Source organism: Tolypothrix bouteillei VB521301, from assembly GCF_000760695.4.
Classification (GTDB): domain Bacteria; phylum Cyanobacteriota; class Cyanobacteriia; order Cyanobacteriales; family Nostocaceae; genus Scytonema; species Scytonema bouteillei_A.
This window is the reverse complement of the sequence record NZ_JHEG04000001.1, coordinates 696,947-716,688: the sequence shown is the minus strand read 5'-3', so window position 1 is coordinate 716,688 and position 19,742 is coordinate 696,947. Positions and strand designations below refer to the sequence as shown.

The following is a 19,742-nucleotide window of genomic DNA, read 5'->3' as shown; positions in this document are numbered from 1 at the left end:
TGGGGGAGTTATATCTTAATATACGGCAAGTCTTTTGGATTACTGTAATACCGATGTGATAGTAGATGATTGCATTTTCATTAAAAAATAGAGGATTCAATCAAGTGGATTCATTCAATTGGAATTTATTAAACTTTAAATATATTGTTAAAGATAAATGGATATCACTACGAGCCGATACTTGCCAAATGCCTAATGGCAAAATAGTTGAGCCTTATTATGTTTTGGAATATCCAACATGGGTAAATATTGTAGCGTTAACAAAAAATCAAGAAATTATTTTAGTAAAACAATACCGCCACGGTCTACAAAAAACAGTTTTAGAATTACCTTGTGGTGCTGTAGAAGCAGAAGATATTTCACCATTGGCAGCAGCAAAACGCGAGCTATTAGAAGAAACAGGTTACACTAGCGATAATTTTGTTGAAACTGGCATTTTGTCACCAAATCCAGCAACTCATAATAATCTTACCCATTGTTTTTTAGCTACAAATGTAGAAAAGGTAAGCGAGTTAAATCTGGATGACACGGAACAGATTGATATATCGCTGTTACCTTTAGAAAGAACTATAGAAGTAATTGAAAGTGGGATAGTATTGCAAGCCTTACATATTAGCTCATTATTTTTAGCATTAAAAACGCTTGGTAATTTGCATTTTCGCTAGTCAACAGAATAACTACCTCTAATCGCCAATTGCTCTCTAATAATCGCAACAGCTTGCATAACACCATTCTCAGCTTGAATTTTCTTGCCCAACTCTCGAGCTTGTTGGCGCATATTTTCGTCACTAGTAACGACTTCGATCGCCTGCGCTAATTTGTCTACCGTCAATTTCTTCTGAGGAATCGGACGGGGACCAACGCCTAGCTCAAAAACGCGCTTTCCCCAAAATGGTTGATCCCCAAAGAAGGGACAAATGACGGTTGGTTTTCCCGCCCATAACCCCGCACCAGTGGTACCCGCCCCCCCATGATGAACAACCGCAAGACAATGAGGAAATAGCCAATCGTGAGGCGCAGACTCAAGGATGTGAATACTATCGGGAACTTCTGATGGCGACAAACCACCAATTCCAGTTGCTAAAATAGCACGCTGACCGGACTTCTGTACTGCGTCTATCACTAGCCGAGTTGTTTTAGCTGAATCTTGTGACACCATACTCCCAAAGCCAACATAGATAGGAGCAGAACCACGTTCTAAAAATGTCAGTAAATCAGCTGATGGTTGCCAATTAGATGGAGTCTCTAGAAACCAATAGCCTGTTACGAAAGATGTGTTATCCCAATCAGCAGGTACTGGGACAACATACCCGCTGTAGCCATACAACTTGGGTACAGGTTGACCGTGTAAAGTTAACTCATCTGTGAACGGTGGCAAACCAAGTTTTTCTTGACGCCATGTATCGATCGTGCGGCGATAGGACAAAACAACGAACTTGAGAAACAGGGTATAACTCAGTTGATTGAAAAATCCACCATAATTGCCACCCCCAAGCATGGGGTTGGCGAATGCTCGTGTTGGAGAATACCCTGGAAGTGAAAATGCCAGAAATCCCGGTATTCCAAGTTTCTCTGCAATATGATACCCTGCTAGTGCTTTTGGATGGTAAATCACTGCATTTGGTTGGTATTGTTGAGCACTATCCCACGCATCGTCTATCATCTGGCGCAGCATCGGCATCACTTTCCGCATCAAACTAGCGGATTTCTTACCTGCGATCGCTGACTTACCTTCATCTGTTTGAATGAGGTTGACAAAATCTGCATGAATGGGAGCAAAGTTTAACTTGTGTGAGATCGCCAATGAAGCAAAACTTTCATCTGTCGCCAGCATGACTTCAAAACCTGCTTGTTGCAAACCGCAACCCAATGCAATGTACGGCTGAACATCCCCTCGTGAACCTGCTGTTAGGATTAATACACGCTTGTTGTGCTCAACGTCTGGCAACATCATAGATGGGGGACTCAGTTGATGACTCTTGAAGTATAACTCCGTGTTCGATGCTTAACGGCTTGTCAATGTTTACAAAAGATTTAATTCACGCAATTTACAACTTGTAAGGTAGGAATTTGTTGAAAAAGTGGCTATGTTAGCGGTATACACTTTTGTCAATCTTGACCATAAGAAAGAAATTCTTAGTATTAAGGAAGGACTTGGGGATCGCACGATCGCCAATTGCAATGAACGTGAAAATATTCTCTCAAGAATGCAATGAAACAATGGTTACTTACAGTTCTACTACCTCTAGTGCTACTTCAGAACTCAGCTTTAGCTCAAACACCTCCACTCACCACTTCTGATAACAAACAGTTAACATTACTTCCCTTAGAAGGGACTAAGCAAATTCAACTAAATTTAGTTAATTGTAGCGGGTGGTTGGATTGTGCTTTGGCAGGTGTTTTTCTGCCGACTAGTGCATATATTGATAGTAGAGAGTTGCAATTTGATAACCGAACTCCAAGAGATGTCAGTGTTCTCAATCCTGCAGTTATCGGTCAAGGTGAAATTACGGGCTATCAACTCAATACATCTGCTACATTCATCTCGCCTAAATCTCAGATTTTACCTGCCAATCAAATAGTTGGTATCAATCTTATATTAAAACGCTCTGCAATGCCTCCCGACCATTACGTCGGTGCTGTCTATCTCAATTTTGATACTGGTAGCCGCTTAACATTACCACTAGATTTAAATGTCAGAAGTGGTCCACTTGTTCCTCTCCTTGTACTGTTATTAGGAGTGATTCTTGGCAGGCTCATGCAGTACGTAGAAAAGTCGGGTGGTGCTCAAGCAGAGGCTTTGCAAGAAGTGAATCGTCTTGATTTAGATATCGCAGATGCCGATTTAGAAAATAAAGATGATAAAAAGATATTAGCTAATATGTCTGATGAAGTCCGAAAATTAGTTTTTCGAGACAAAATTGATATGGCAATGTCTCACATTGAAGCTATCAGAAATCGTTTGGAAGTTTTACTAAACTTACAACTTATGGAGCAAAAAATAGGGGAAGAAAAAATTGATTTAAAAACAGAACAATTGGTGCGATCGCAAATAGAAAGAATCCGCTTTTTTCTTGCGGTACAAGATGACGCTGCAGCCAAGGAATTATTAGAAAATTTAAAAACAATTTTTGAGGGTATAGAGACTAGAGCGGCCGTTGATTTAGAAATGACTAGGTCTATAAACAATGCAGAGGCTGCCACCGACCGTATTATCAAAACAGAATCTGTTCCATTCTACAAACCTACCCTAGCCGAGCGTTTGCAAAAGTTTTTAGTAATGCTTTCTGGCTTATCAGAACAAGTTCGTGCTGAAGCAACACTATGGTTTATCAAACCTTTGCTGTCCTTAACTCTGTTACTGACTCTAACTGCTGTGGGACTAAATTCTCTCTACATAGAAAATGGTAAAACTTTTGGAGCCAGACCTTTTACTGATTTTCTAGGGTTAATACTTTGGGGATTGAGTGCTGATGTTGCTAGCCGTAGCTTAAGTCAAATGAAGGATAAAAGATAAAGATTTTATCAAGAAAGGCAGAGGGCAGGAGGCAGGAGGCAGAAGGGAATGCTGGCTCCGCCTTCTTCAATTTATCCTTTATCCTTCAAGACAGTCATGCTGCATAACAAATAGGGGTAGGTTGTGAACCTACCCCCATTGTTTCTGATATACTCCGCCCGACAGATGCAGCCACGGGCTTTAAGCTATCAACCAAATTCACCATATCTTCCAAAGACAACGCCTGACGTGCATCAGATACAGATTGTTCTGGTTCTGGATGGCACTCTATAATTAACCCATCTGCCCCACAAGCAACGGCTGCTTTTGCCACAGGTGCAACGAGTTCTCGCTTACCCACAGCATGAGAAGGATCGACAATCACGGGTAAGTGAGTTATTTGTTTGAGTGCTGCGACCGCAGCTAAATCGAGTACGTTTCGGGTGTAATTGTCAAAGCTGCGGATACCTCGTTCGCACAACACAACATTCGGATTGCCGTGGCTGACTATATATTCAGCTGCCATCACGAATTCTTCTATAGTTGCTGCCAAACCTCGTTTTAGGAGTATCGGCTTACCGGCTTGTCCCAGTGCTTTAAGTAAATCAAAGTTTTGCATATTGCGGCTACCAATCTGAAGCATATCAGCACGAGCCGCTACAACTTCTATTTGGGAAATGGACATGACTTCTGTCACAACTGGAACACTGTAACGCGATCGCACTTCTGCCAAAATTTGCAGTCCTTCTTCTCCCATACCTTGGAAAGCGTAGGGAGAGGTACGGGGTTTATAAACACCCCCACGTAAGGCTTGAACTGGTGCGAGAGACAACTTTTGAGCTACAGTTTCCATTTGTTCTTGGCTTTCAACAGCACAAGGACCGCCAATAATAACCAGTTCCTTTCCGCCAAAAGCAACTGTTGGGGAGAGGCGGACGATTGTTTGGTGATGAGAGTGAGATTTGGTGACAAGTTTGGCGTTATTCATGAGCAGAATGGTTAGTGGTGAGTAGTTAGTGGTTGGTAGTTGGTACGAGTGCAATGCTTTGCGCCCGTATCGCGAAAATAAGTGGTTGACAACAAAAAAGCCCAGAATCTGAGTTCCGGGCTTTAACGATGCATTTGCATAACGCTATTACCCGGAACTTATTCTGGGCCAAAAATAAAAGCTTGTGGTAAAATAGCGATTTTTTCTAACTTTATCCTTCATCATTCATCCTTTATCCTTTCTATTTCTCCTCAAAAAACAAAAACCGCAGAGTGCGCTCTGCGGTTCACCGGGTGATTTCCATGTGGAAACTAAATTCACTCCCGGTGAACCACCCCAAACCAAAAATAAAAATAGGAATTAGTGCTTAACATTTGATTAATGCTTTGTGGAAAAAGATAGATTAGACTTATATACATGACCTTAACAGAGGCAGAGAGTTGCGTCAACCCCCCCACAACGTTATGAAACTTGTAGGCAGGTGTCCTATGCCTGAAGAATGGCGAATCGCAAGTGCGTGCGCTTGGCGCAGACCAAAGGGGCTGTATTTTTTGACTTCACCTCACGAACTTCTTACCCCATATAAAGGGTAACCAAGCTGTTACGCATTTTATTGCAGTTAAGCAGAAGGTAGGATACTTGTCAGGAGTACGTTTCTTAGTGTTGAATCTTTTTGAATTGCTTATGCCCGGTTCCAAAATTCTTTCCACATCTTTTAATTATCAGGGAGTCTACCCTTGCCCTGTGTGCCGTGTGGGTAAAATTAGTCATATGCCACTGATGGAGGCTATGTCTTGTGACTTTTGTCAGCAAATTTTTGTTGCTAATGTAGAACAACAACAACTCAAAATGCCTTCGAGACAACCTCCTCTTATTTGGTATTGGAACGGCTTCAATTGGACAGAAGCCCAAATAGAAGGAGTCGAATTTGGTTGGGGTTACGTGCTAGCTGCAGTTGGTTTTATACTTCTTCCCACTGCTTTAATTGGTATAGTAGCGTATAATTTTCCACCCAATACAGAAGTTCCTTTATCGTGGGTGCCATATATTTGGACAATATTAACCTTTTCTTTTCATTTAGCCATTATTGTTTGGCTGCTGATTGAGGTTTATCAAATTCCGATGCGAGCTTATGTACGAGCATTACAGCAGCGATTTCTAGGCAGAGGGTAACATAAAGATTGATTTAATTCAGAAAATATATCTTTTGATAGTAGATGCTCACAGTTCAATTGTTTTCATCCAGAAATAAGGAATACACTTTGTATTACTTATTTACAATTGATAACACGAGCGTTAAATACTTGTATCAAGTATTTACATTCTTGTAAGGTTTATGAGCTAAAAAAAAATCTGTTGGATTCTTGATTATTATGAAGGATAAAGAATGAGGGATGAAGGATGAAGTAAGCGGAAATAAAAGCAACTCCAAACAAAACGCAAGAACGGGCTATAACCTTAAGTTCCAGCAATGGTCACTGGTCACTGGTCACTGTTAAAGAAAGATTATACATAATGATGCAGTCGAAATTTGTCTGTATCACTCATAATGAAATTAATTTCCCCCATAAAGTCTTATGAGCGAGCTGGAGCGGTACTATAGATTGTTGGAATTAGAGCCTGGAGCAACACTTGAGGAAGTCAATCAAGCGTACAAAGATTTGGCTTTTGTATGGCATCCCGATCGCCTGCCAAAAGAAAACGTCCGCTTGCAAGAGAAAGCGCAAAAAAAGCTGAAAGACATCAACGAAGCTCGGGACAAATTGCGCTCTTTCAAATCTCAGTATCAAATGTCACATAGCAGAGCGGCATATACGTCTTACACGCCGACAAAACCCCCTCAAAAAACTTATCAATCTCCAACTCCAAAGCCTAGCAACGACTTAAGTGGGAAGGATTTCAGCAACTCTAACATGAAAGGCAAAGATTTATCCGGTAGAAATCTGAGCTACGCCAACTTGAGCGGTGCCGATCTCAGTGATAGTTTTATGCATAAAGTCAATCTCAGAGGTGCAAATTTATCTGACACAAATTTGTTTAGGGCAAATTTATTGTTATCTGACTTAAGAGAAGCGAATTTATGCGGCGCTAATTTGATAGGAGCCGATTTAAGTGGTGCTGATTTGCGAGGAGCTAATTTAACAGGAGCACGCATGAGTTCTGGCGATAGAATTCTTGTAAAACTGATAGGAGCTAACCTGACTGGGGCAATTATGCCAGATGGCAAAATCTTTGAGTAATGACACCGTTGTCATTTACCATTTAAGGACTGGATTGCCCTCACTAACTCCTCTGGCTCTACAGATTTGGGAATATGCAATTGAAATCCGACTGCTATAGCCTGTTGATAATCGATCTCGGCAGCATAGGCAGTCATTGCGATGGCAGAAATTTCTCCCCCTTGCTCTGGTTTCAAGCTCCTCGGAATTGCGGGAGTATTGGGTTAACTGGTTCTTTCTAGCTGAGAAATCCATTGATTGATTCGATCGAGCTTATCAGTAGAGAGCCGCTGACTCGCCACTCTAATCGCTTCTTTGTTATAGATTTGCCATAAAGAAGAAATCATTTCCATATCTTCACAAGCTTCAAGATAACTTGCTATTGTTATAAGGTTTTCTTCGCTTAACCATTGCTCCAGTTCTTTCTCATGCTCCACTTTCATTTGGTTGAGCTTGTCTTTTTCGAGACGAGACAATTGAGACCAAATCACTTTTTTCACACTGTCCGGACGACGTGACATAATTTTTGTTACATCGTCCCATTCTTTAGCCTTGCGAACTCGAGCGACCAAACATTCTATACTGTACTCAAATGCCCATTCTTGACAATTCAGTAGTTCAATAGCGTAGTTTAGTTCTAATAATGTGAGTTCTTGACAATTTAAAAACCAATTTTTAATAGTATCATTATAAAAAACCAATTTCTTTTCTTCTGTCCTAAATTTGCGCTTTTTAGCATCCAATATTGGGCGCAGCAAACTCGGTCGAATTTCAGGTGGCACCTCTTTAAACTCAATATCAAAGGTGTTAATCACGGTTGGCACTCCACCATTTTCTATTCCATTTGATTCTGATAATGTCCAACGAAAATATTCTTCGCAGTTGGGACAATCCGCTTCATATACGGTCACAAACTCAGATGGGACAGAGTGAAAATATTCAAGAGTACGAATCAGACCGGGCATTGGTTTGAAGACGTGGTGACAGTGCGGACAGCACCGCGATCCTAAGGTTTCTGGATCGCAGGATACCGGGTCAAGACTCCATTCTCGATGGTCGCAGGGACGACCAAGCCTGTACCAATTGTCGGTCATGTCTAAGATGGTAGCAAACTCTTTTCCTGGTGCCGGACGCAGTATTCTGCCAATCATCTGCAACCATAACGTAACGCTAGTCGTAGGACGAGCAATCACAATTGCCTCAGAATCGGGACAATCAAACCCTTCTGTCAAAATGGCACAATTGCTAATTGCAAGCGTTTCACCACTCCTAAATCTATCTAAAATTGCTTTCCGCTCATCAGAAGGTGTATCTCCATCAAGATGTTCGCAAGCGATACTGTTGGAGCAAAACATTGCTGCGATCGCTTGCGAGTGCTTGACATTGACTGCAAAAATAATTGTTTTCTTACCAGCACAAAAATTCTGCCACTGCTTTAACACCTCAGAAGGTTTGTAATCAGAAGCGACTTCCTCTAATTCTTTTTTAGTAAAATCACGTTTAGAAGGAAGTTTGTGTTTGGAATACTTAAAACCAGCTATTAACTTATAATCTGTCAAATACCCAAGAGCGATCAATTCCTTAGTTGTAATAGAACAAATCAAGTACTCGAATATATCTCGCAATCCATAACCATCTTCTCGTCTTGGTGTAGCCGTCACTCCCAAAATGAGTGCATGAGGATAAGCATCTAACAATTTACGGTAACTCAGAGCCGAACAATGGTGAGCTTCGTCAACAATCACTAACTCCGCTTTTGGGTAAGTTTTGCGGCGATAAAGAGTCTGGATGCTGGCTACTTGAATTAAAGAATCAGTTGGTTTGTATCCTGCTTTGAGGATTCCTGGTTGCACTCCACATAATGCTGCTAATTTTTCTGCTGCTTGGAGAATCAACTCTTCCCTATGAGCCACAACCAGTACACCTTCACCCCTACAACTAAATTCAGTTGCAATAGCAGCAAAGATAATTGTCTTACCGCCACCCGTACTCAGTTGCAGCAAGATTTTTCTCATCCCATTTGACCAAGCACTTAGGGCTTTTGATACCAATTCTTGTTGGTAATCGCGCAGAGTAAACATTCACTCTAATAAGTTGTTCGAGTTTACTATGCCACAAGCATAAAACAAATTACCTGATTTTAATTGATGGCGATGCACTACAATGGAGCCTGCATTGGTAAAGGCAAACTCTCACTCATGCAAACTCGACAACAACAAATCACTGGAACAAGCAGCTACAATTACTTGCTGTTCCTGCCGGAACGTTATGAAACACAAGATAAATGGTCGGCAATCCTGTTCTTGCATGGTTCAGGTGAAAGAGGGTCTAACTTAGAAGATGTCACAAGGCATGGTGTTCCTAGAATTGTAGAGGAGCAACCAGACTTTCCCTTTATGGTTGTTTCTCCCCAATGTCCCCAAGGTCAGTATTGGTCGGTGCCGCATTTGAGTATTCTTTTAGATGAAGTCTTAAATTCCTATCACGTCGATCCAGATCGGGTTTACCTAACAGGCATCAGCATGGGAGGTTATGGAACGTGGCGTTGGGCTGCTGCCCAACCATATCGATTTGCTGCTATAGCGCCAATTTGTGGGGGTGGAAACCCAACGGAAGCCTGCAATCTCAAAGACATTCCAGTATGGGCATTTCATGGCGCACGCGATTTCATTGTTCCCATCAGTGCCTCGCAAGAGATGGTTGAGGCACTGAAAGCTTGCGGTGGTAATGTGAAGTTCACAGTCTATCCAGAAGCCGACCACGACTCGTGGACGCAGACCTACAACAATCCAGTACTATTTGATTGGTTTAAGCAGCATCAACGGAAGAGACTGACCGAATAATTCATAATTACAAATTATGAATTTATTCATTACAAATGCATTAACCACGCTTCTTAAATTAAGTCCGCGTAGGCGGACTTTGTTTGTATAGCCCTAGAATTCTATTCTGAGGGCAATCGGTACTCTTAAAGATGCTCCCATTAAAAATAGGTTTATGAATACATTAATTAATGAAACACGAGTGATTCTAATTGGTGGCTCCTCTCACACAGGCAAATCGACCCTCAGCCAATCTTTGGCGGCGAAGCTTGGTTGGAGTTATCGTTCTACGGACAACCTCGCTCGACATCCCGGACGTCCTTGGGTAGGTGCAAATGGAAAGGCTATTTCAGAGTACGTAGCAAAACATTATCGAACGCTGTCTATTGACGCTCTTTTTTTGGATGTATTATCGCATTATGAGAAAAATGTATTGCCGCAAGTCGAGGCTATTGTTCATTCTCATGCGTCTGATTTATCAACAGAACGCCTTATACTTGAAGGCTCTGCGTTATGGCCGGGATTTGTAGCGAATTTAGTTGGCAAAAATGGTGTTAAAGCGATTTGGCTTACGGCTAGCGACCAACTGTTCCAAAACCGAATTAAGCGTGAAAGTAATTTTTATAATGTAGGTGAGGATGAAAAGTACCTAATTCAAAAGTTTCTAAACCGTACCCTGTTCTACAATCAACGCATGAGGGAGGAGGTTGAGTGTTTTGGATTTATGTGTATTGATGTAGAATTTGTGTCAATGGCAGATGAACTTTTAAAAAAATGTATGGAATTGATCGAGGTTTCGTAAATGGGTGATGTTAACGAATTGTCATCCCAATAAGGTAGATACAATCTGCGTTCATCAGCATTCATCTGCGGTTGCTGAACTCTTGGAGTTCTAACATTGTTGAATGGGAATCTGAATCACAAACTCTGCGCCTGCTTCAGGAGTAGAAAAACACTCCAACTTGCCGTTATGTTTATCAGTAATAATTTGGTAGCTAATAGATAATCCCATTCCAGTACCTTTATTAACAGGTTTGGTAGTAAAAAATGGGTCAAATATACGTTGTTTAATCTGTTCGGGAATACCACGTCCATTGTCAGCTATAGCGATTTCTACCCATTGAGTATCAATAACTGAAGTGCGGATAGAGATACTTGGTGTTTTCAGATTCATGAATCCTCCGTAAAATGAATCCTCTAAAGCATCGATCGCATTAACCAAAATGTTCATAAATGCCTGATTTAGAGGTCCGGGATAGCATTCTACTGGGGGTAAAGCACTGTAATCTTTAATAACTTCAATACTTGGACGAGCGCAATGAGCTTTGAGACGGTGTTGCAAAATCGTCAAAGTACTGTTAATTCCCTCATGAATATCAACAGCTTGAACTTCCACTTCATCGGTGCGAGAGAAATTACGGAGAGTCTTGACAATTTCTCGGATGCGATCGCTACCCATTTTGATAGAACTCACAATTTTGAGCAAGTCTTCTTGTAAAAATTCCAGATCTTCATTCTCTGCTTTCTCTTGAATTTCTGTTGGGGGATGGGGATAGTGCTTTTGATAAAGTTGGATAAATTCTATCAGAGTTTGAGTATACCCTTCAATATGATCCAAATTACCATGAATAAAGTTAACAGGATTATTGATTTCGTGGGCAACACCCGCCATCAAAAGTCCCAAGGTTGCCATTTTTTCTGATTGTATTAACTGAAACTGCGACTGTTGTAATTGTTGTAAGGTTGCCCTAAGTTCAGCTGTACGCTCGGCAACTTGTTGTTCTAAATTTTGCGTGAGATGGCGTAATTTTAAATGAGTTTTAACACGAGCAAGCAGTTCTGCTTCTTGAAATGGCTTTGTAATGTAATCGACTCCACCCAAGTTAAATCCCATAACCTTATCGGTGGTATCTGAAAGAGCCGTCATAAAAATGATGGGAATTTCTTGGGTAATGGGTGAGGCTTTCAGGCGACGGCATGTCTCAAAACCATCAATACCGGGCATCATAATATCCAGTAAAATCAGATTGGGTAAATTGCGTTCGGCTTGTTTAATAGCACGTTCACCATCTTTCGCGATCGCAACTTCAAACCCCGCATCAGTCAAGACTTCAGAAGTTACGGCCAAATTCGCCGGAGTATCATCAACCACCAAAATTAATTGTACCTCTTGCATCTTTCACCTCTTTACATCTTTAATTAATGGATAAATTGCTGAATAAAAGCTTCTAGTTCCTCTACCTGGAATTTTCCGGTCAGTTCCAGAATATGCTTTACAAAAGTGGCATAACTTTGCTCCTGATTTTCTAAAGTAACAACCACTTCCGCTAGTTTGTTCAAGCGTCCATCTTGAACAAGTTGAAGCAGCTGTATAAGGACTTCTGCATCAGGGACAACCAGTTTTACAGACGGAATACTTGCTGATGTCTCTTCCAAATGAACTGATGGCTCAAGTGGTAATGCATTGGATTTATAATTCCACTGAATTTGCAAGTGTTTTTGTAATAGTTTAAATAATTCCTCAGCTTGGACGGGTTTCACCAAAAAATCATCACCACCAGCATCAAGGCTTTGTTGTTGATCGATTGTCGAAACTGATGCGGAAGAAACAATTACGGGAAGTCCCTTAAATGTCTCAGACTGTCTGATCTTTTTGAGAAATTCATACCCATCCATTACAGGCATTAAGAGATCGGTAATAATTAAATTGGGCATAATCTGATTCACCTTAGCCAACGCATCTTGCCCATCTTCCGCTTCCACAATGACAAAACCTAGTGGTTCCAATAAGTTGACAATTACCGAACGATTTTCCCATTTGTCATCAACCACTAAAATTGTTTGTTTACCCCCCTGATACCCAACCAATTGCTGTCCGGTAATATTTCTGACAGACTGTTGCCATTCCAAGGCTAGAGGTAAATTTACCTCAAAGGAAAAGGTGCTACCAACTCCCAACTGACTCTGCACTTGAATTTCACTGTTCATCAAAGTAACGATGTTGTGACTGATAGCCAGTCCAAGTCCCGTTCCTTCGGCGTGACGTTTGCCATCACCTACCTGTTCAAAAGGAAGAAAAATTTTGGCTAACGATTCTGTACTCATACCAATGCCAGTATCGCTAACTTGGAACCGAATTGTTATTTGTGAGTTTGCTTGACCAATAACCTCAACTTTAAACGTAACTTTCCCTCGATCGGTAAACTTAACAGCGTTCCCCAATAAGTTAATCAACACTTGGCGCAACCGTTTATCATCGGCTTTGATTCCTTCTGGTAAGTTAACATCAGGCAAATAGACAAAATCAATCCCTTTTTGCTCTGCCCGAATGCGGACTATCTCTGCAATGCCCTGTAACAAAGATGGTAGATGAATCGCTTGGGGTTGCAATTCCAGCTTGCGGGCTTCAATTTTCGATATATCAAGGATGTCATTAATCAGCGTCAGCAAATGAGAACCACACTGGTGAATAATATGAATACCTTTATGTTCTTTTTCTCCCCAACTGTGGGAACGGTTGAGAATTTGGGTGTAGCCCAGAATGCCATTTAGTGGGGTGCGGAGTTCGTGGCTCATATTTGCTAAGAACTCGCTCTTGGCCTGATTTGCACTATCGGCAGCCGTTCGTTTCTGTTCCAAGGAAGCATACAATTCTGACAATCTCGCTGCCATCTGGTTAAATTCCCGCGCTAATTGTTCAATTTCATCGCCAGTGTGAATATTTAAGCGATAATTCAGCTCGCCAACCCCCAATTTTGCAGCGCCCAGTTGGAGTTCCTGAATGGAGCGAATCACGGGCAATAAGGTCAAGGCAAACTGGGCGATGAAAATCAACAGCACGATTCCAATCAGGGCGTAGGTGGCAATGGTAGCAGTTTGCTGAAATCGTTCGGCGGCTTGGCGGGTGGCAATATCTTGTTGCTGCACTTCCTCCACAAGTACTTTAAGAAACATTTTGATGTCATCTTGGAAGGAGTTAATAGCTTTAACATCTTGCTGTGCCTGAAGAGTGGAAGACTCGGTTTGGTTTTTCAGCTCTTCCACTAGACGTACCAGAAACTGGTGGCGGCGAAGTACCACATTGGGTTGCTTTGCCTCTGGCATCAGTTGTTTCAGTTGAATCAAAGTCATTGAAAACCGAGAGGCAGCTTGTTCGTAGACTAAAATATCTGCTGTACTGCGGTTGAGCAACAGATAGTTCTTCAGTGCCGAGGTTTGCTCTTCTAAGGAAAGCTGTAGGTCTTGAGTTTTGCGAACGGCTTGATTTGTCAGGTATTGGCTGCGGTCAACCGATTGTTCCGTTTGTTTAATAAGGAGTGTACTGCCTCCCACTAATACAATTGTCAACCCTACAGAAATCGCTGTCGAACCAATAAACTTGGTAAGAATCTTCATTGTTATTTCGCGGCTACTGTGACAGATTTTAAACGGAGATAAATTTGTCGCACTTGCTCGTAGTCACTATCTTTCCCTAGGGTATATCCAGCAGATTTTGTCCCACTTACATCCACAACACCAACTGGGGCATCAATTAATGCCTGTCGCAATTTGATGATGACTTCTGGGGAAAATTTCTTTGTGTTGATGACAATAGGTGGCGATGGTATGGGATCGGATTCCCAGATAATTTTGTATTGGGTAGTAGAGAGTTTGCCTGCTTTCTGACTTCTTAAGAAAGAGGCTTTGTCTTCAGCGATCGCATCCACTAGACCTGTTTTCAAATCTGTTTGTGCTTTGTCATGACTGCCAGAATAACGGATTCTAGTGAAGTCCCGCGTTGGGTCGATCCCCTTTTCCTGAAAGGCATTCATGGGCATTAGGAACCCGGATGTAGAGGATGGGCTCACAAAGGCGAAGCGTTTGCCCTTTAAATCCGACAGGGATTTAATGTCTTTGGTCGTATCAGCAACAATTATGCTAGTGTACCAGGGCCGTCCCGTGGTTTGATCGATTGGTATGACAAGCGGCTCAATGTTAGGATTGCGCTCGCGTGCCTTAATATACGTTACTGCAGCTAAATACGCCATATCTACCTCCTGGTTTACCAACAGATCCACCGCAGTTGCGTAGTCCTTTGAAATTTGGAAGGAGACCCGGCGCTGTAGGGTTTTTTGGAGGTAGTCTGCTAAGGGTTGCAATTTTTGTTTTTGTTCTTCCGGGCTTTGCCAGGGAATGACAGCCACTCTTAAAGGTTGAGCCTCTGTAAAATTCGTCTTTGCCTTTGCTCCAGATTGAGCAGGATTGTTGGATGAGGGTGCTTGACAACTAGCTCCCATTGATGTTAATAAAACTAATAAAAAAAAGCTGACGACTTGTTTGAAGACGCGCTCGTTTTGCCAGGAAAAGAATTGTTTCATGGTGTTTTGGGGTTTCAATTCCCGAAGCTAATTATTGGGTATTGATGGTGTTAGGATTCCCCAAAAAGCACCTTGAATTCACAAACTCCCTCAAGTTTAGTTGTATCTACTTACTAGAAGATATGCGCGATTGTCTGCAGCGATCGGTGGAGCCACAGTTATGGTCGCCAAGTAGGGCTTGAAAGAAACAAATCTCCAGAATTTGACAATTTTCTCAACTTTGAACCGTCTCGAGCGATCGCATACATAATGCTTTGATTCCCCGATTGTTCGTTCGTTTTTTCTTCTTTGATAAAAGCAATTTGCTGACTATCTAAAGACCAAGTTAAACTCTCAATTCTAGATGGCGGTAATTGTGAAGCTAGCTCGGTGAGCTTGAGTTCATCAACTGCGATCGCGTACAGCTTTTTATTAGAAAAATTTCCGCTTGTAAAAGCAATCTGCTTGCTATCTGGTGACCACTGCAATTCACTATATTCCCCCGGCTTATCAGTCAATTTTTTAACAGTTCCTTGAAAAATATCAAGCACAAAAATATCTAATTGAATCCCAAATTCTTGACTACCTTGGTCATGATAGTAAGCAAGCCGAGTTCCATCAGGTGACCATGATAAGAGACCAGAATAAGCTTGTTTCTCAGATGCATTTGATAAATTCTTTAGCGTTTTGTTTTTTATATTCAGTAAATAAATTGGTAGATTGCGCTCTTTTCCGTATGAGAAGGCAATTTGAGTCCCATCAGGTGACCAAATGAGTTCGGAAGGGTAATCATCTCCTGGTGCGCTAGTTATCGTTGTCAACTCTGAGCCATCCGTACTCATCTGAAATATACTGTTATCTTTGAAAAAGACTACTTTTTGTCCGTTTGGTGATAGGTATAAAGAAGACGAAATTTCTTTTTTTGGTGGAATACCTCCTATCTGCCATTCTTTAATCAATTTAGTTTTTTCAGTACCAATTGTATTGCTGAGATATAGAGATACGTTTCCTGGAGTATCGGAGGTACTGCCATCACAATCTCTTGTAAAAGCTAATTTTTTGTCATTTAAAAACCATTTCATTCTATATCTAGAAGCTTTGCAAAAAGACCCCGCAAAGATTTTAGTTAATCCAGATCCATCTGCATTAATTGTATAAATATCAGTCTCATCGCTAACAAAAGCTAGATGCTTACCATTATTTGACCAAACCATGGTTGGACTAACATTTAGATTTCGCGAAAGCTGTCGGCGGTTTAAACCGTTAGTTTCAATCGTATAAATATTGAATTGATTCGTATTGCGCCTCATACTTAAAAAAGCTACTGTATGACCTTTATTTTCTTGAGGAGCAGCAATTGTGGTAGTATTTGAGTTATAAAGTACAAAGCTAAAAAGTACAGTGGAAAATAAAGCAGATAAGGTCAGTGGAAAAAATTTCATCAAACGCATCATAAGAATAGCGATCGTTTCAATTTCTGGTTATAAAACCGCACCACTTTTTAAGCAGTACGGTTTGGATTTTTATAAAGATTTTCAAGTTAATAAATTAAAAGTCATAAGCTTGAGGTTTTGCTAGATTTCAGGCATTGACCTGCCATCAGTTAACCTCGGTTTGATTTGTCTGTAAGTACCTACAAGGTGAAATGCGACTATTCCGTAATTCTGCGAAAATATTTTTCAACCTCCCGAAACTGTTGTACATAGCACTGTCAGTATTCAATTCAGCTTTTATGGGTCAAATTTATAAAAGTTGGACTGGGAGCATCCCAAAGAGTGCTAATTGCCCTCAGAATAGAATTCTGGGGCTACATAAACAAAGTCCACCTGCGTGGACTTAGCCTGTATAGTCGTGATTTCAATCGCAAACGTGTTTTTTCCAAATTGGGATGCTCCCAGTTGCTAATGGTCTATCGCATTAATTTTACTGGGTAAGTGAACGCACTAACCACTCTCGTTCCCAAGCTGAGCCTGGGAACGAGGTGAGTGACTATCAAAACTTATGTGGTGAACCACTAGGTTGAGGCTAGGAACGAGAGAATGACAATTCAAACCTACTCTACAAAATTAATCAATCAGTTGTGGAGTGGGAATTTGGGTATCAATGTATGATTGAGATAATGTGGGGATTGACCAGGCACTTTCGCCTGCCTTGTATACTTTAGCAGGTTCAATATTCAATTCAATGGCACCAGTTGCTGGGTTGAATCTAGCAATGGATTGTGTACCATCTACAAACTTAACTGCGATAGGTTCAGTCAACTCTTGTGGTTGAGCATTGGGGCTGAGAGCTACCTGAGTCATAGCAGGTAAGTAGATTCCATCACAATCCCAATCATCATCCGTGATTTTTCCTGCTCCTAAATAGTAGAGTTGAGTTGGTAATTTTTTGGGTTTATTGGCATAAACAGCCAACGTTCTTCCAGTTTCATTGCGGCATTGTGCTCGTTTCGTGGCTGTTTCGATAATATTTTTTTGTAACTGTAATTTTGCCAGTCGGCTCTGAAATTCTTCAGGTGTATAGCCTGCTTGCTCTGGAGCAGTTTGCACTCTCAAAAGTTCATTCAACTCCTGAGTAACCTCAGCATAGTCAGTACCCTTGGTGAAATTTTTACCCGCCCAAGAAGGCTGAGCGATCGCTAAATTCACAATAAATACAACAGCGACAAGAACAACTTTGATAAACTGCATATTTTTCTCCTTTGTTTTACACAATCGTGCTTTCTGACAAAAAATGTGATGGGAAAGTTGGTGTTGCTTCATTCTTCTGTAAGTGACATAAATACTTTTCTATCCATTTCTCGATGCTATTTATGATTTTTGTAACGTTAAAAATCATACATTAATATGAGTTTTACTAAACTTTCAATGACTTGAATTTCAACTAACGAACGAGAATTATAAATGGTTTTAGTTGTTGGTTGAGTTGAAATTTATGAATTCTCCTCACAATCTTTAAACTTTCTCTTGTCTTGGCAAAACTTCTCCAATTTATTTGGATTTACCCAACGATTGATAAATTCGTTGTTTTTGCGGATTTTAATTTGTACTTGTTTTTCGCTTAGCTTCACGACTTCAGCAGGAATTTTGTGAACTTCATCAAAGTCAGCACGAGCTTTGTAAAGCCAAATGACTTTCTGTCCCACTTGAAAATCATCAACATCGTTAACTAAGGAAGGAGTTTTTGCCCAAGAGGGAAAAGCCATAAATAGGTTAAGTACAAGCACTAGAACCACTAAAAGTACTTGAAAAAGTTTCATGTTTTTTTTAAAATTACAAACTTTGAGCTTTAAACTTGTTATTTTGAATAATTTTGATAAGCCCCATTAAACTCAGGCAAATAGCTATTAAGGTCATTGGAGTTAGGGAGGCACTATCTAAAATAATAAACACACCCAAACCTACCAAGACAAACGGTACAAGATTATTACCATAGCGGTTCAGGAGATTGGCGATCGCTGGTTTGCAAGTAAGTTTGTAAGTCAGAGTACACCAAACCCCAACGAGTAACAAGAAAACTGTAATAATAACCAACAGATCTCCAAGGGTAGAGTGAGCAAACAATGGCATATAAATACCTACATTGTCACTGCCATTAGCGATGGTAATAGCTGCTACACTATAAGTCTGGGGACAAAGGAACCCAGCAAAAGGAGAAGAATGAGACAGTTCGGTTTCTGACTCGCTTTGCGATGATGAATCGCTTTCTGGATTAAGCAGACGATTTAGCCCGATGGAGATTGGAACTAAACCTAGCAACCCAATCCATTGTGATGGGACTACTAAACCTCCCAAAAAACCAACTAAGCTGGCGATTGTGAGAGTACAAAAGCCCAGGTACTGACCAATGACAATGTGTCGGTGACGGAAAGTTGCATTGACCTGCGAGAATAACAGCGTCAAGATAACTAAATCATCCAAGTTGGTGGCTGTAAAAGCTGTAATTCCAGTAGGGATAGCTGTCACAAATGAGTGCATTTCTATGTCTCCTTAATCTTCTTACTAGCAATGTTTGAACTAACTGTGGTCTATATCTGCAAGGGCTTTTGTTTCACAGGGCGAATATTCTTTTTTCTCAAAATCTTTAAGAGAGCCTAGCTCATAACCTAAAAACGTATCGATTTGGTGTAACATTGCGATACTTGTAGCGATAAGCTGGGTACAGCTTGCGCCAAGGGCGATCGCAGAAATGAAAAATGCACTGGTGCCTAACTCTTACCAACGAACCAACTCTTCAGCAACTTTGCGATCGTCTCCTGCTAAAATCGCACTTTGACCAATAAGAAATCCCCAAGAACCTACTTGTGCTGCTAATTTATCTGCAAGGCGCTGTCCTGGTGTCAATTCTTGATTTGCTATATTTTGGGTTACTAATTGCTGTTTCTCAATCACAGAGGAATTTTGAACAACTTTTGTACCAACACTGTTAGATAATGTTTTCTTTGCCAGCTTCATCTTGCACCTCGGCGTTCTTGTGATTTACCTTATGTGTCTTAATGTACGCCGACCCAACTATAAGAGCAAATACTCTTTGTTTTCAAAAGGATAAATAAAAGTGATGGTATAAGATTTTCTTAAATTCTTGCTAGAAATCTCTTCTCAACCACAACTGTGTATTAGGGATTTCACACATTGCAGATCTCCCCAACTCCTTTGAAAAGAAGGGGCTATACTTAATTTCTCAAAAGTTTGTTGGGGTGATTCAGGTTGTACCTGCTTGAGCGAGTTGCTGTTCGATGGTTTTGGTTATTGGAGTCTCAACATCTCCTGTGTGCTGGATTGTCACAGTCTCAATCAAGACGATCCAACATTCATCTTTAGCAATGGGTTTATGCATCACACCTTTAGACACTACACAAAAATCGCCCTCTTTCAGTTCTAC

The 19,742-nt window shown here is 40.9% G+C and carries 20 protein-coding genes; 7 read left to right on the top strand and 13 right to left on the bottom strand.

Features of this window, described 5'->3' with window-relative positions:
• The first annotated feature begins 65 nt into the window (after positions 1 to 65).
• Complete coding sequence (locus tag HC643_RS02690; protein ID WP_050046101.1) at positions 66 to 665, top strand: NUDIX hydrolase; 600 nt, start codon at positions 66 to 68, stop codon at positions 663 to 665.
• Here HC643_RS02690 and HC643_RS02685 read toward each other — a convergent pair.
• The gene (locus HC643_RS02685) at positions 662 to 1,954 is read right to left on the bottom strand and encodes a glycosyltransferase (protein ID WP_202048577.1); all 1,293 of its coding nucleotides are present in this window, start codon (positions 1,952 to 1,954) and stop codon (positions 662 to 664) included. The two genes, HC643_RS02690 and HC643_RS02685, sit on opposite strands and share 4 nt — an antisense overlap.
• A 133-nt stretch (positions 1,955 to 2,087) precedes the next feature.
• Between HC643_RS02685 and HC643_RS41985 the strand changes: the two genes are divergently transcribed.
• Both HC643_RS41985 and HC643_RS02680 read left to right on the top strand, forming a co-directional pair.
• Positions 2,088 to 2,216 (top strand): hypothetical protein, encoded by a 129-nt coding sequence (locus tag HC643_RS41985; RefSeq protein WP_272899692.1) that lies wholly within the window; start codon positions 2,088 to 2,090, stop codon positions 2,214 to 2,216.
• Positions 2,213 to 3,517: a hypothetical protein gene (locus HC643_RS02680; RefSeq protein ID WP_050046099.1), complete on the top strand. Its 1,305-nt coding sequence runs from the start codon at positions 2,213 to 2,215 to the stop codon at positions 3,515 to 3,517. The genes HC643_RS41985 and HC643_RS02680 overlap by 4 nt, the downstream gene beginning before the upstream one ends.
• 94 nt (positions 3,518 to 3,611) lie before the next feature.
• Here the strand turns inward: HC643_RS02680 and aroF are convergent, their stop codons facing one another.
• On the bottom strand, positions 3,612 to 4,484 hold the full coding sequence (aroF, locus tag HC643_RS02675; RefSeq protein ID WP_038076197.1) for a 3-deoxy-7-phosphoheptulonate synthase: 873 nt from the start codon (positions 4,482 to 4,484) through the stop codon (positions 3,612 to 3,614).
• Positions 4,485 to 5,168: 684 nt separating this feature from the next.
• Between aroF and HC643_RS02670 the strand changes: the two genes are divergently transcribed.
• The gene (locus HC643_RS02670; protein ID WP_038076195.1) at positions 5,169 to 5,657 is read left to right on the top strand and encodes a hypothetical protein; all 489 of its coding nucleotides are present in this window, start codon (positions 5,169 to 5,171) and stop codon (positions 5,655 to 5,657) included.
• Between the two features lie 404 nt (positions 5,658 to 6,061).
• Entirely contained in the window at positions 6,062 to 6,724 is a 663-nt protein-coding gene (locus HC643_RS02665; protein ID WP_038076192.1) for a pentapeptide repeat-containing protein, read from the top strand.
• A gap of 11 nt (positions 6,725 to 6,735) precedes the next feature.
• On the opposite strand, the gene HC643_RS02660 is transcribed toward HC643_RS02665, so the two are convergent.
• Together HC643_RS02660 and HC643_RS02655 are read right to left on the bottom strand one after the other, a co-directional pair.
• Positions 6,736 to 6,900: a response regulator gene (locus HC643_RS02660; RefSeq protein WP_153021616.1), complete on the bottom strand. Its 165-nt coding sequence runs from the start codon at positions 6,898 to 6,900 to the stop codon at positions 6,736 to 6,738.
• Between the two features lie 27 nt (positions 6,901 to 6,927).
• Positions 6,928 to 8,784: a DEAD/DEAH box helicase gene (locus tag HC643_RS02655; protein ID WP_050046098.1), complete on the bottom strand. Its 1,857-nt coding sequence runs from the start codon at positions 8,782 to 8,784 to the stop codon at positions 6,928 to 6,930.
• A gap of 66 nt (positions 8,785 to 8,850) precedes the next feature.
• Here HC643_RS02655 and HC643_RS02650 point away from each other — a divergent pair, with 66 nt between their 5' ends.
• Both HC643_RS02650 and HC643_RS02645 read left to right on the top strand, forming a co-directional pair.
• Positions 8,851 to 9,546, top strand: coding sequence for a carboxylesterase family protein (locus HC643_RS02650; RefSeq protein ID WP_237265819.1), 696 nt, complete (start codon positions 8,851 to 8,853; stop codon positions 9,544 to 9,546).
• 154 nt (positions 9,547 to 9,700) lie between these two features.
• Positions 9,701 to 10,327 carry a 2-phosphoglycerate kinase gene (locus HC643_RS02645; RefSeq protein ID WP_038076189.1) on the top strand — a complete coding sequence of 209 codons (627 nt, stop codon included), beginning with the start codon at positions 9,701 to 9,703 and terminating at the stop codon, positions 10,325 to 10,327.
• A gap of 90 nt (positions 10,328 to 10,417) precedes the next feature.
• Here HC643_RS02645 and HC643_RS02640 read toward each other — a convergent pair whose 3' ends face one another.
• From HC643_RS02640 to HC643_RS41980, 9 genes are all read right to left on the bottom strand, one after another.
• On the bottom strand, positions 10,418 to 11,701 hold the full coding sequence (locus HC643_RS02640) for a sensor histidine kinase (protein WP_038076186.1): 1,284 nt from the start codon (positions 11,699 to 11,701) through the stop codon (positions 10,418 to 10,420).
• A 23-nt stretch (positions 11,702 to 11,724) separates the two neighbouring features.
• Entirely contained in the window at positions 11,725 to 13,920 is a 2,196-nt protein-coding gene (locus HC643_RS02635) for an ATP-binding protein (protein ID WP_038076184.1), read from the bottom strand.
• A 2-nt stretch (positions 13,921 to 13,922) separates the two neighbouring features.
• Complete coding sequence (locus HC643_RS02630) at positions 13,923 to 14,882, bottom strand: substrate-binding domain-containing protein (protein WP_038076181.1); 960 nt, start codon at positions 14,880 to 14,882, stop codon at positions 13,923 to 13,925.
• A 158-nt stretch (positions 14,883 to 15,040) separates the two neighbouring features.
• Positions 15,041 to 16,303, bottom strand: coding sequence for a PD40 domain-containing protein (locus HC643_RS02625; RefSeq protein ID WP_162002336.1), 1,263 nt, complete (start codon positions 16,301 to 16,303; stop codon positions 15,041 to 15,043).
• A gap of 624 nt (positions 16,304 to 16,927) precedes the next feature.
• Positions 16,928 to 17,551 carry a hypothetical protein gene (locus HC643_RS02620; RefSeq protein ID WP_038076176.1) on the bottom strand — a complete coding sequence of 208 codons (624 nt, stop codon included), beginning with the start codon at positions 17,549 to 17,551 and terminating at the stop codon, positions 16,928 to 16,930.
• Between the two features lie 242 nt (positions 17,552 to 17,793).
• Positions 17,794 to 18,120, bottom strand: coding sequence for a hypothetical protein (locus tag HC643_RS02615; RefSeq protein ID WP_050046096.1), 327 nt, complete (start codon positions 18,118 to 18,120; stop codon positions 17,794 to 17,796).
• Positions 18,121 to 18,133: 13 nt separating this feature from the next.
• A complete protein-coding gene (locus tag HC643_RS02610; protein WP_038076173.1) occupies positions 18,134 to 18,838 on the bottom strand; it encodes a cadmium resistance transporter in 705 nt (234 codons plus the stop codon).
• 237 nt (positions 18,839 to 19,075) lie between these two features.
• Positions 19,076 to 19,315 (bottom strand): DUF1003 domain-containing protein, encoded by a 240-nt coding sequence (locus tag HC643_RS02605; RefSeq protein WP_038076169.1) that lies wholly within the window; start codon positions 19,313 to 19,315, stop codon positions 19,076 to 19,078.
• Between the two features lie 247 nt (positions 19,316 to 19,562).
• Positions 19,563 to 19,697, bottom strand: coding sequence for a hypothetical protein (locus tag HC643_RS41980; RefSeq protein ID WP_272899691.1), 135 nt, complete (start codon positions 19,695 to 19,697; stop codon positions 19,563 to 19,565).
• Positions 19,698 to 19,742: the final 45 nt, after the last annotated feature.

Coding starts and splice junctions, on each gene's coding strand:
- HC643_RS02690 (WP_050046101.1), top strand. CDS start 66: ATGATTGCATTTTCATTAAAAAATAGAGGATTCAATCAAGTGGATTCA.
- HC643_RS02685 (WP_202048577.1), bottom strand. CDS start 1,954: ATGATGTTGCCAGACGTTGAGCACAACAAGCGTGTATTAATCCTAACA.
- HC643_RS41985 (WP_272899692.1), top strand. CDS start 2,088: ATGTTAGCGGTATACACTTTTGTCAATCTTGACCATAAGAAAGAAATT.
- HC643_RS02680 (WP_050046099.1), top strand. CDS start 2,213: ATGAAACAATGGTTACTTACAGTTCTACTACCTCTAGTGCTACTTCAG.
- aroF (WP_038076197.1), bottom strand. CDS start 4,484: ATGAATAACGCCAAACTTGTCACCAAATCTCACTCTCATCACCAAACA.
- HC643_RS02670 (WP_038076195.1), top strand. CDS start 5,169: ATGCCCGGTTCCAAAATTCTTTCCACATCTTTTAATTATCAGGGAGTC.
- HC643_RS02665 (WP_038076192.1), top strand. CDS start 6,062: ATGAGCGAGCTGGAGCGGTACTATAGATTGTTGGAATTAGAGCCTGGA.
- HC643_RS02655 (WP_050046098.1), bottom strand. CDS start 8,784: ATGTTTACTCTGCGCGATTACCAACAAGAATTGGTATCAAAAGCCCTA.
- HC643_RS02650 (WP_237265819.1), top strand. CDS start 8,851: ATGGCGATGCACTACAATGGAGCCTGCATTGGTAAAGGCAAACTCTCA.
- HC643_RS02645 (WP_038076189.1), top strand. CDS start 9,701: ATGAATACATTAATTAATGAAACACGAGTGATTCTAATTGGTGGCTCC.
- HC643_RS02640 (WP_038076186.1), bottom strand. CDS start 11,701: ATGCAAGAGGTACAATTAATTTTGGTGGTTGATGATACTCCGGCGAAT.
- HC643_RS02635 (WP_038076184.1), bottom strand. CDS start 13,920: ATGAAGATTCTTACCAAGTTTATTGGTTCGACAGCGATTTCTGTAGGG.
- HC643_RS02630 (WP_038076181.1), bottom strand. CDS start 14,882: ATGAAACAATTCTTTTCCTGGCAAAACGAGCGCGTCTTCAAACAAGTC.
- HC643_RS02625 (WP_162002336.1), bottom strand. CDS start 16,303: ATGAAATTTTTTCCACTGACCTTATCTGCTTTATTTTCCACTGTACTT.
- HC643_RS02620 (WP_038076176.1), bottom strand. CDS start 17,551: ATGCAGTTTATCAAAGTTGTTCTTGTCGCTGTTGTATTTATTGTGAAT.
- HC643_RS02615 (WP_050046096.1), bottom strand. CDS start 18,120: ATGAAACTTTTTCAAGTACTTTTAGTGGTTCTAGTGCTTGTACTTAAC.
- HC643_RS02610 (WP_038076173.1), bottom strand. CDS start 18,838: ATGCACTCATTTGTGACAGCTATCCCTACTGGAATTACAGCTTTTACA.
- HC643_RS02605 (WP_038076169.1), bottom strand. CDS start 19,315: ATGAAGCTGGCAAAGAAAACATTATCTAACAGTGTTGGTACAAAAGTT.
- HC643_RS41980 (WP_272899691.1), bottom strand. CDS start 19,697: ATGCATAAACCCATTGCTAAAGATGAATGTTGGATCGTCTTGATTGAG.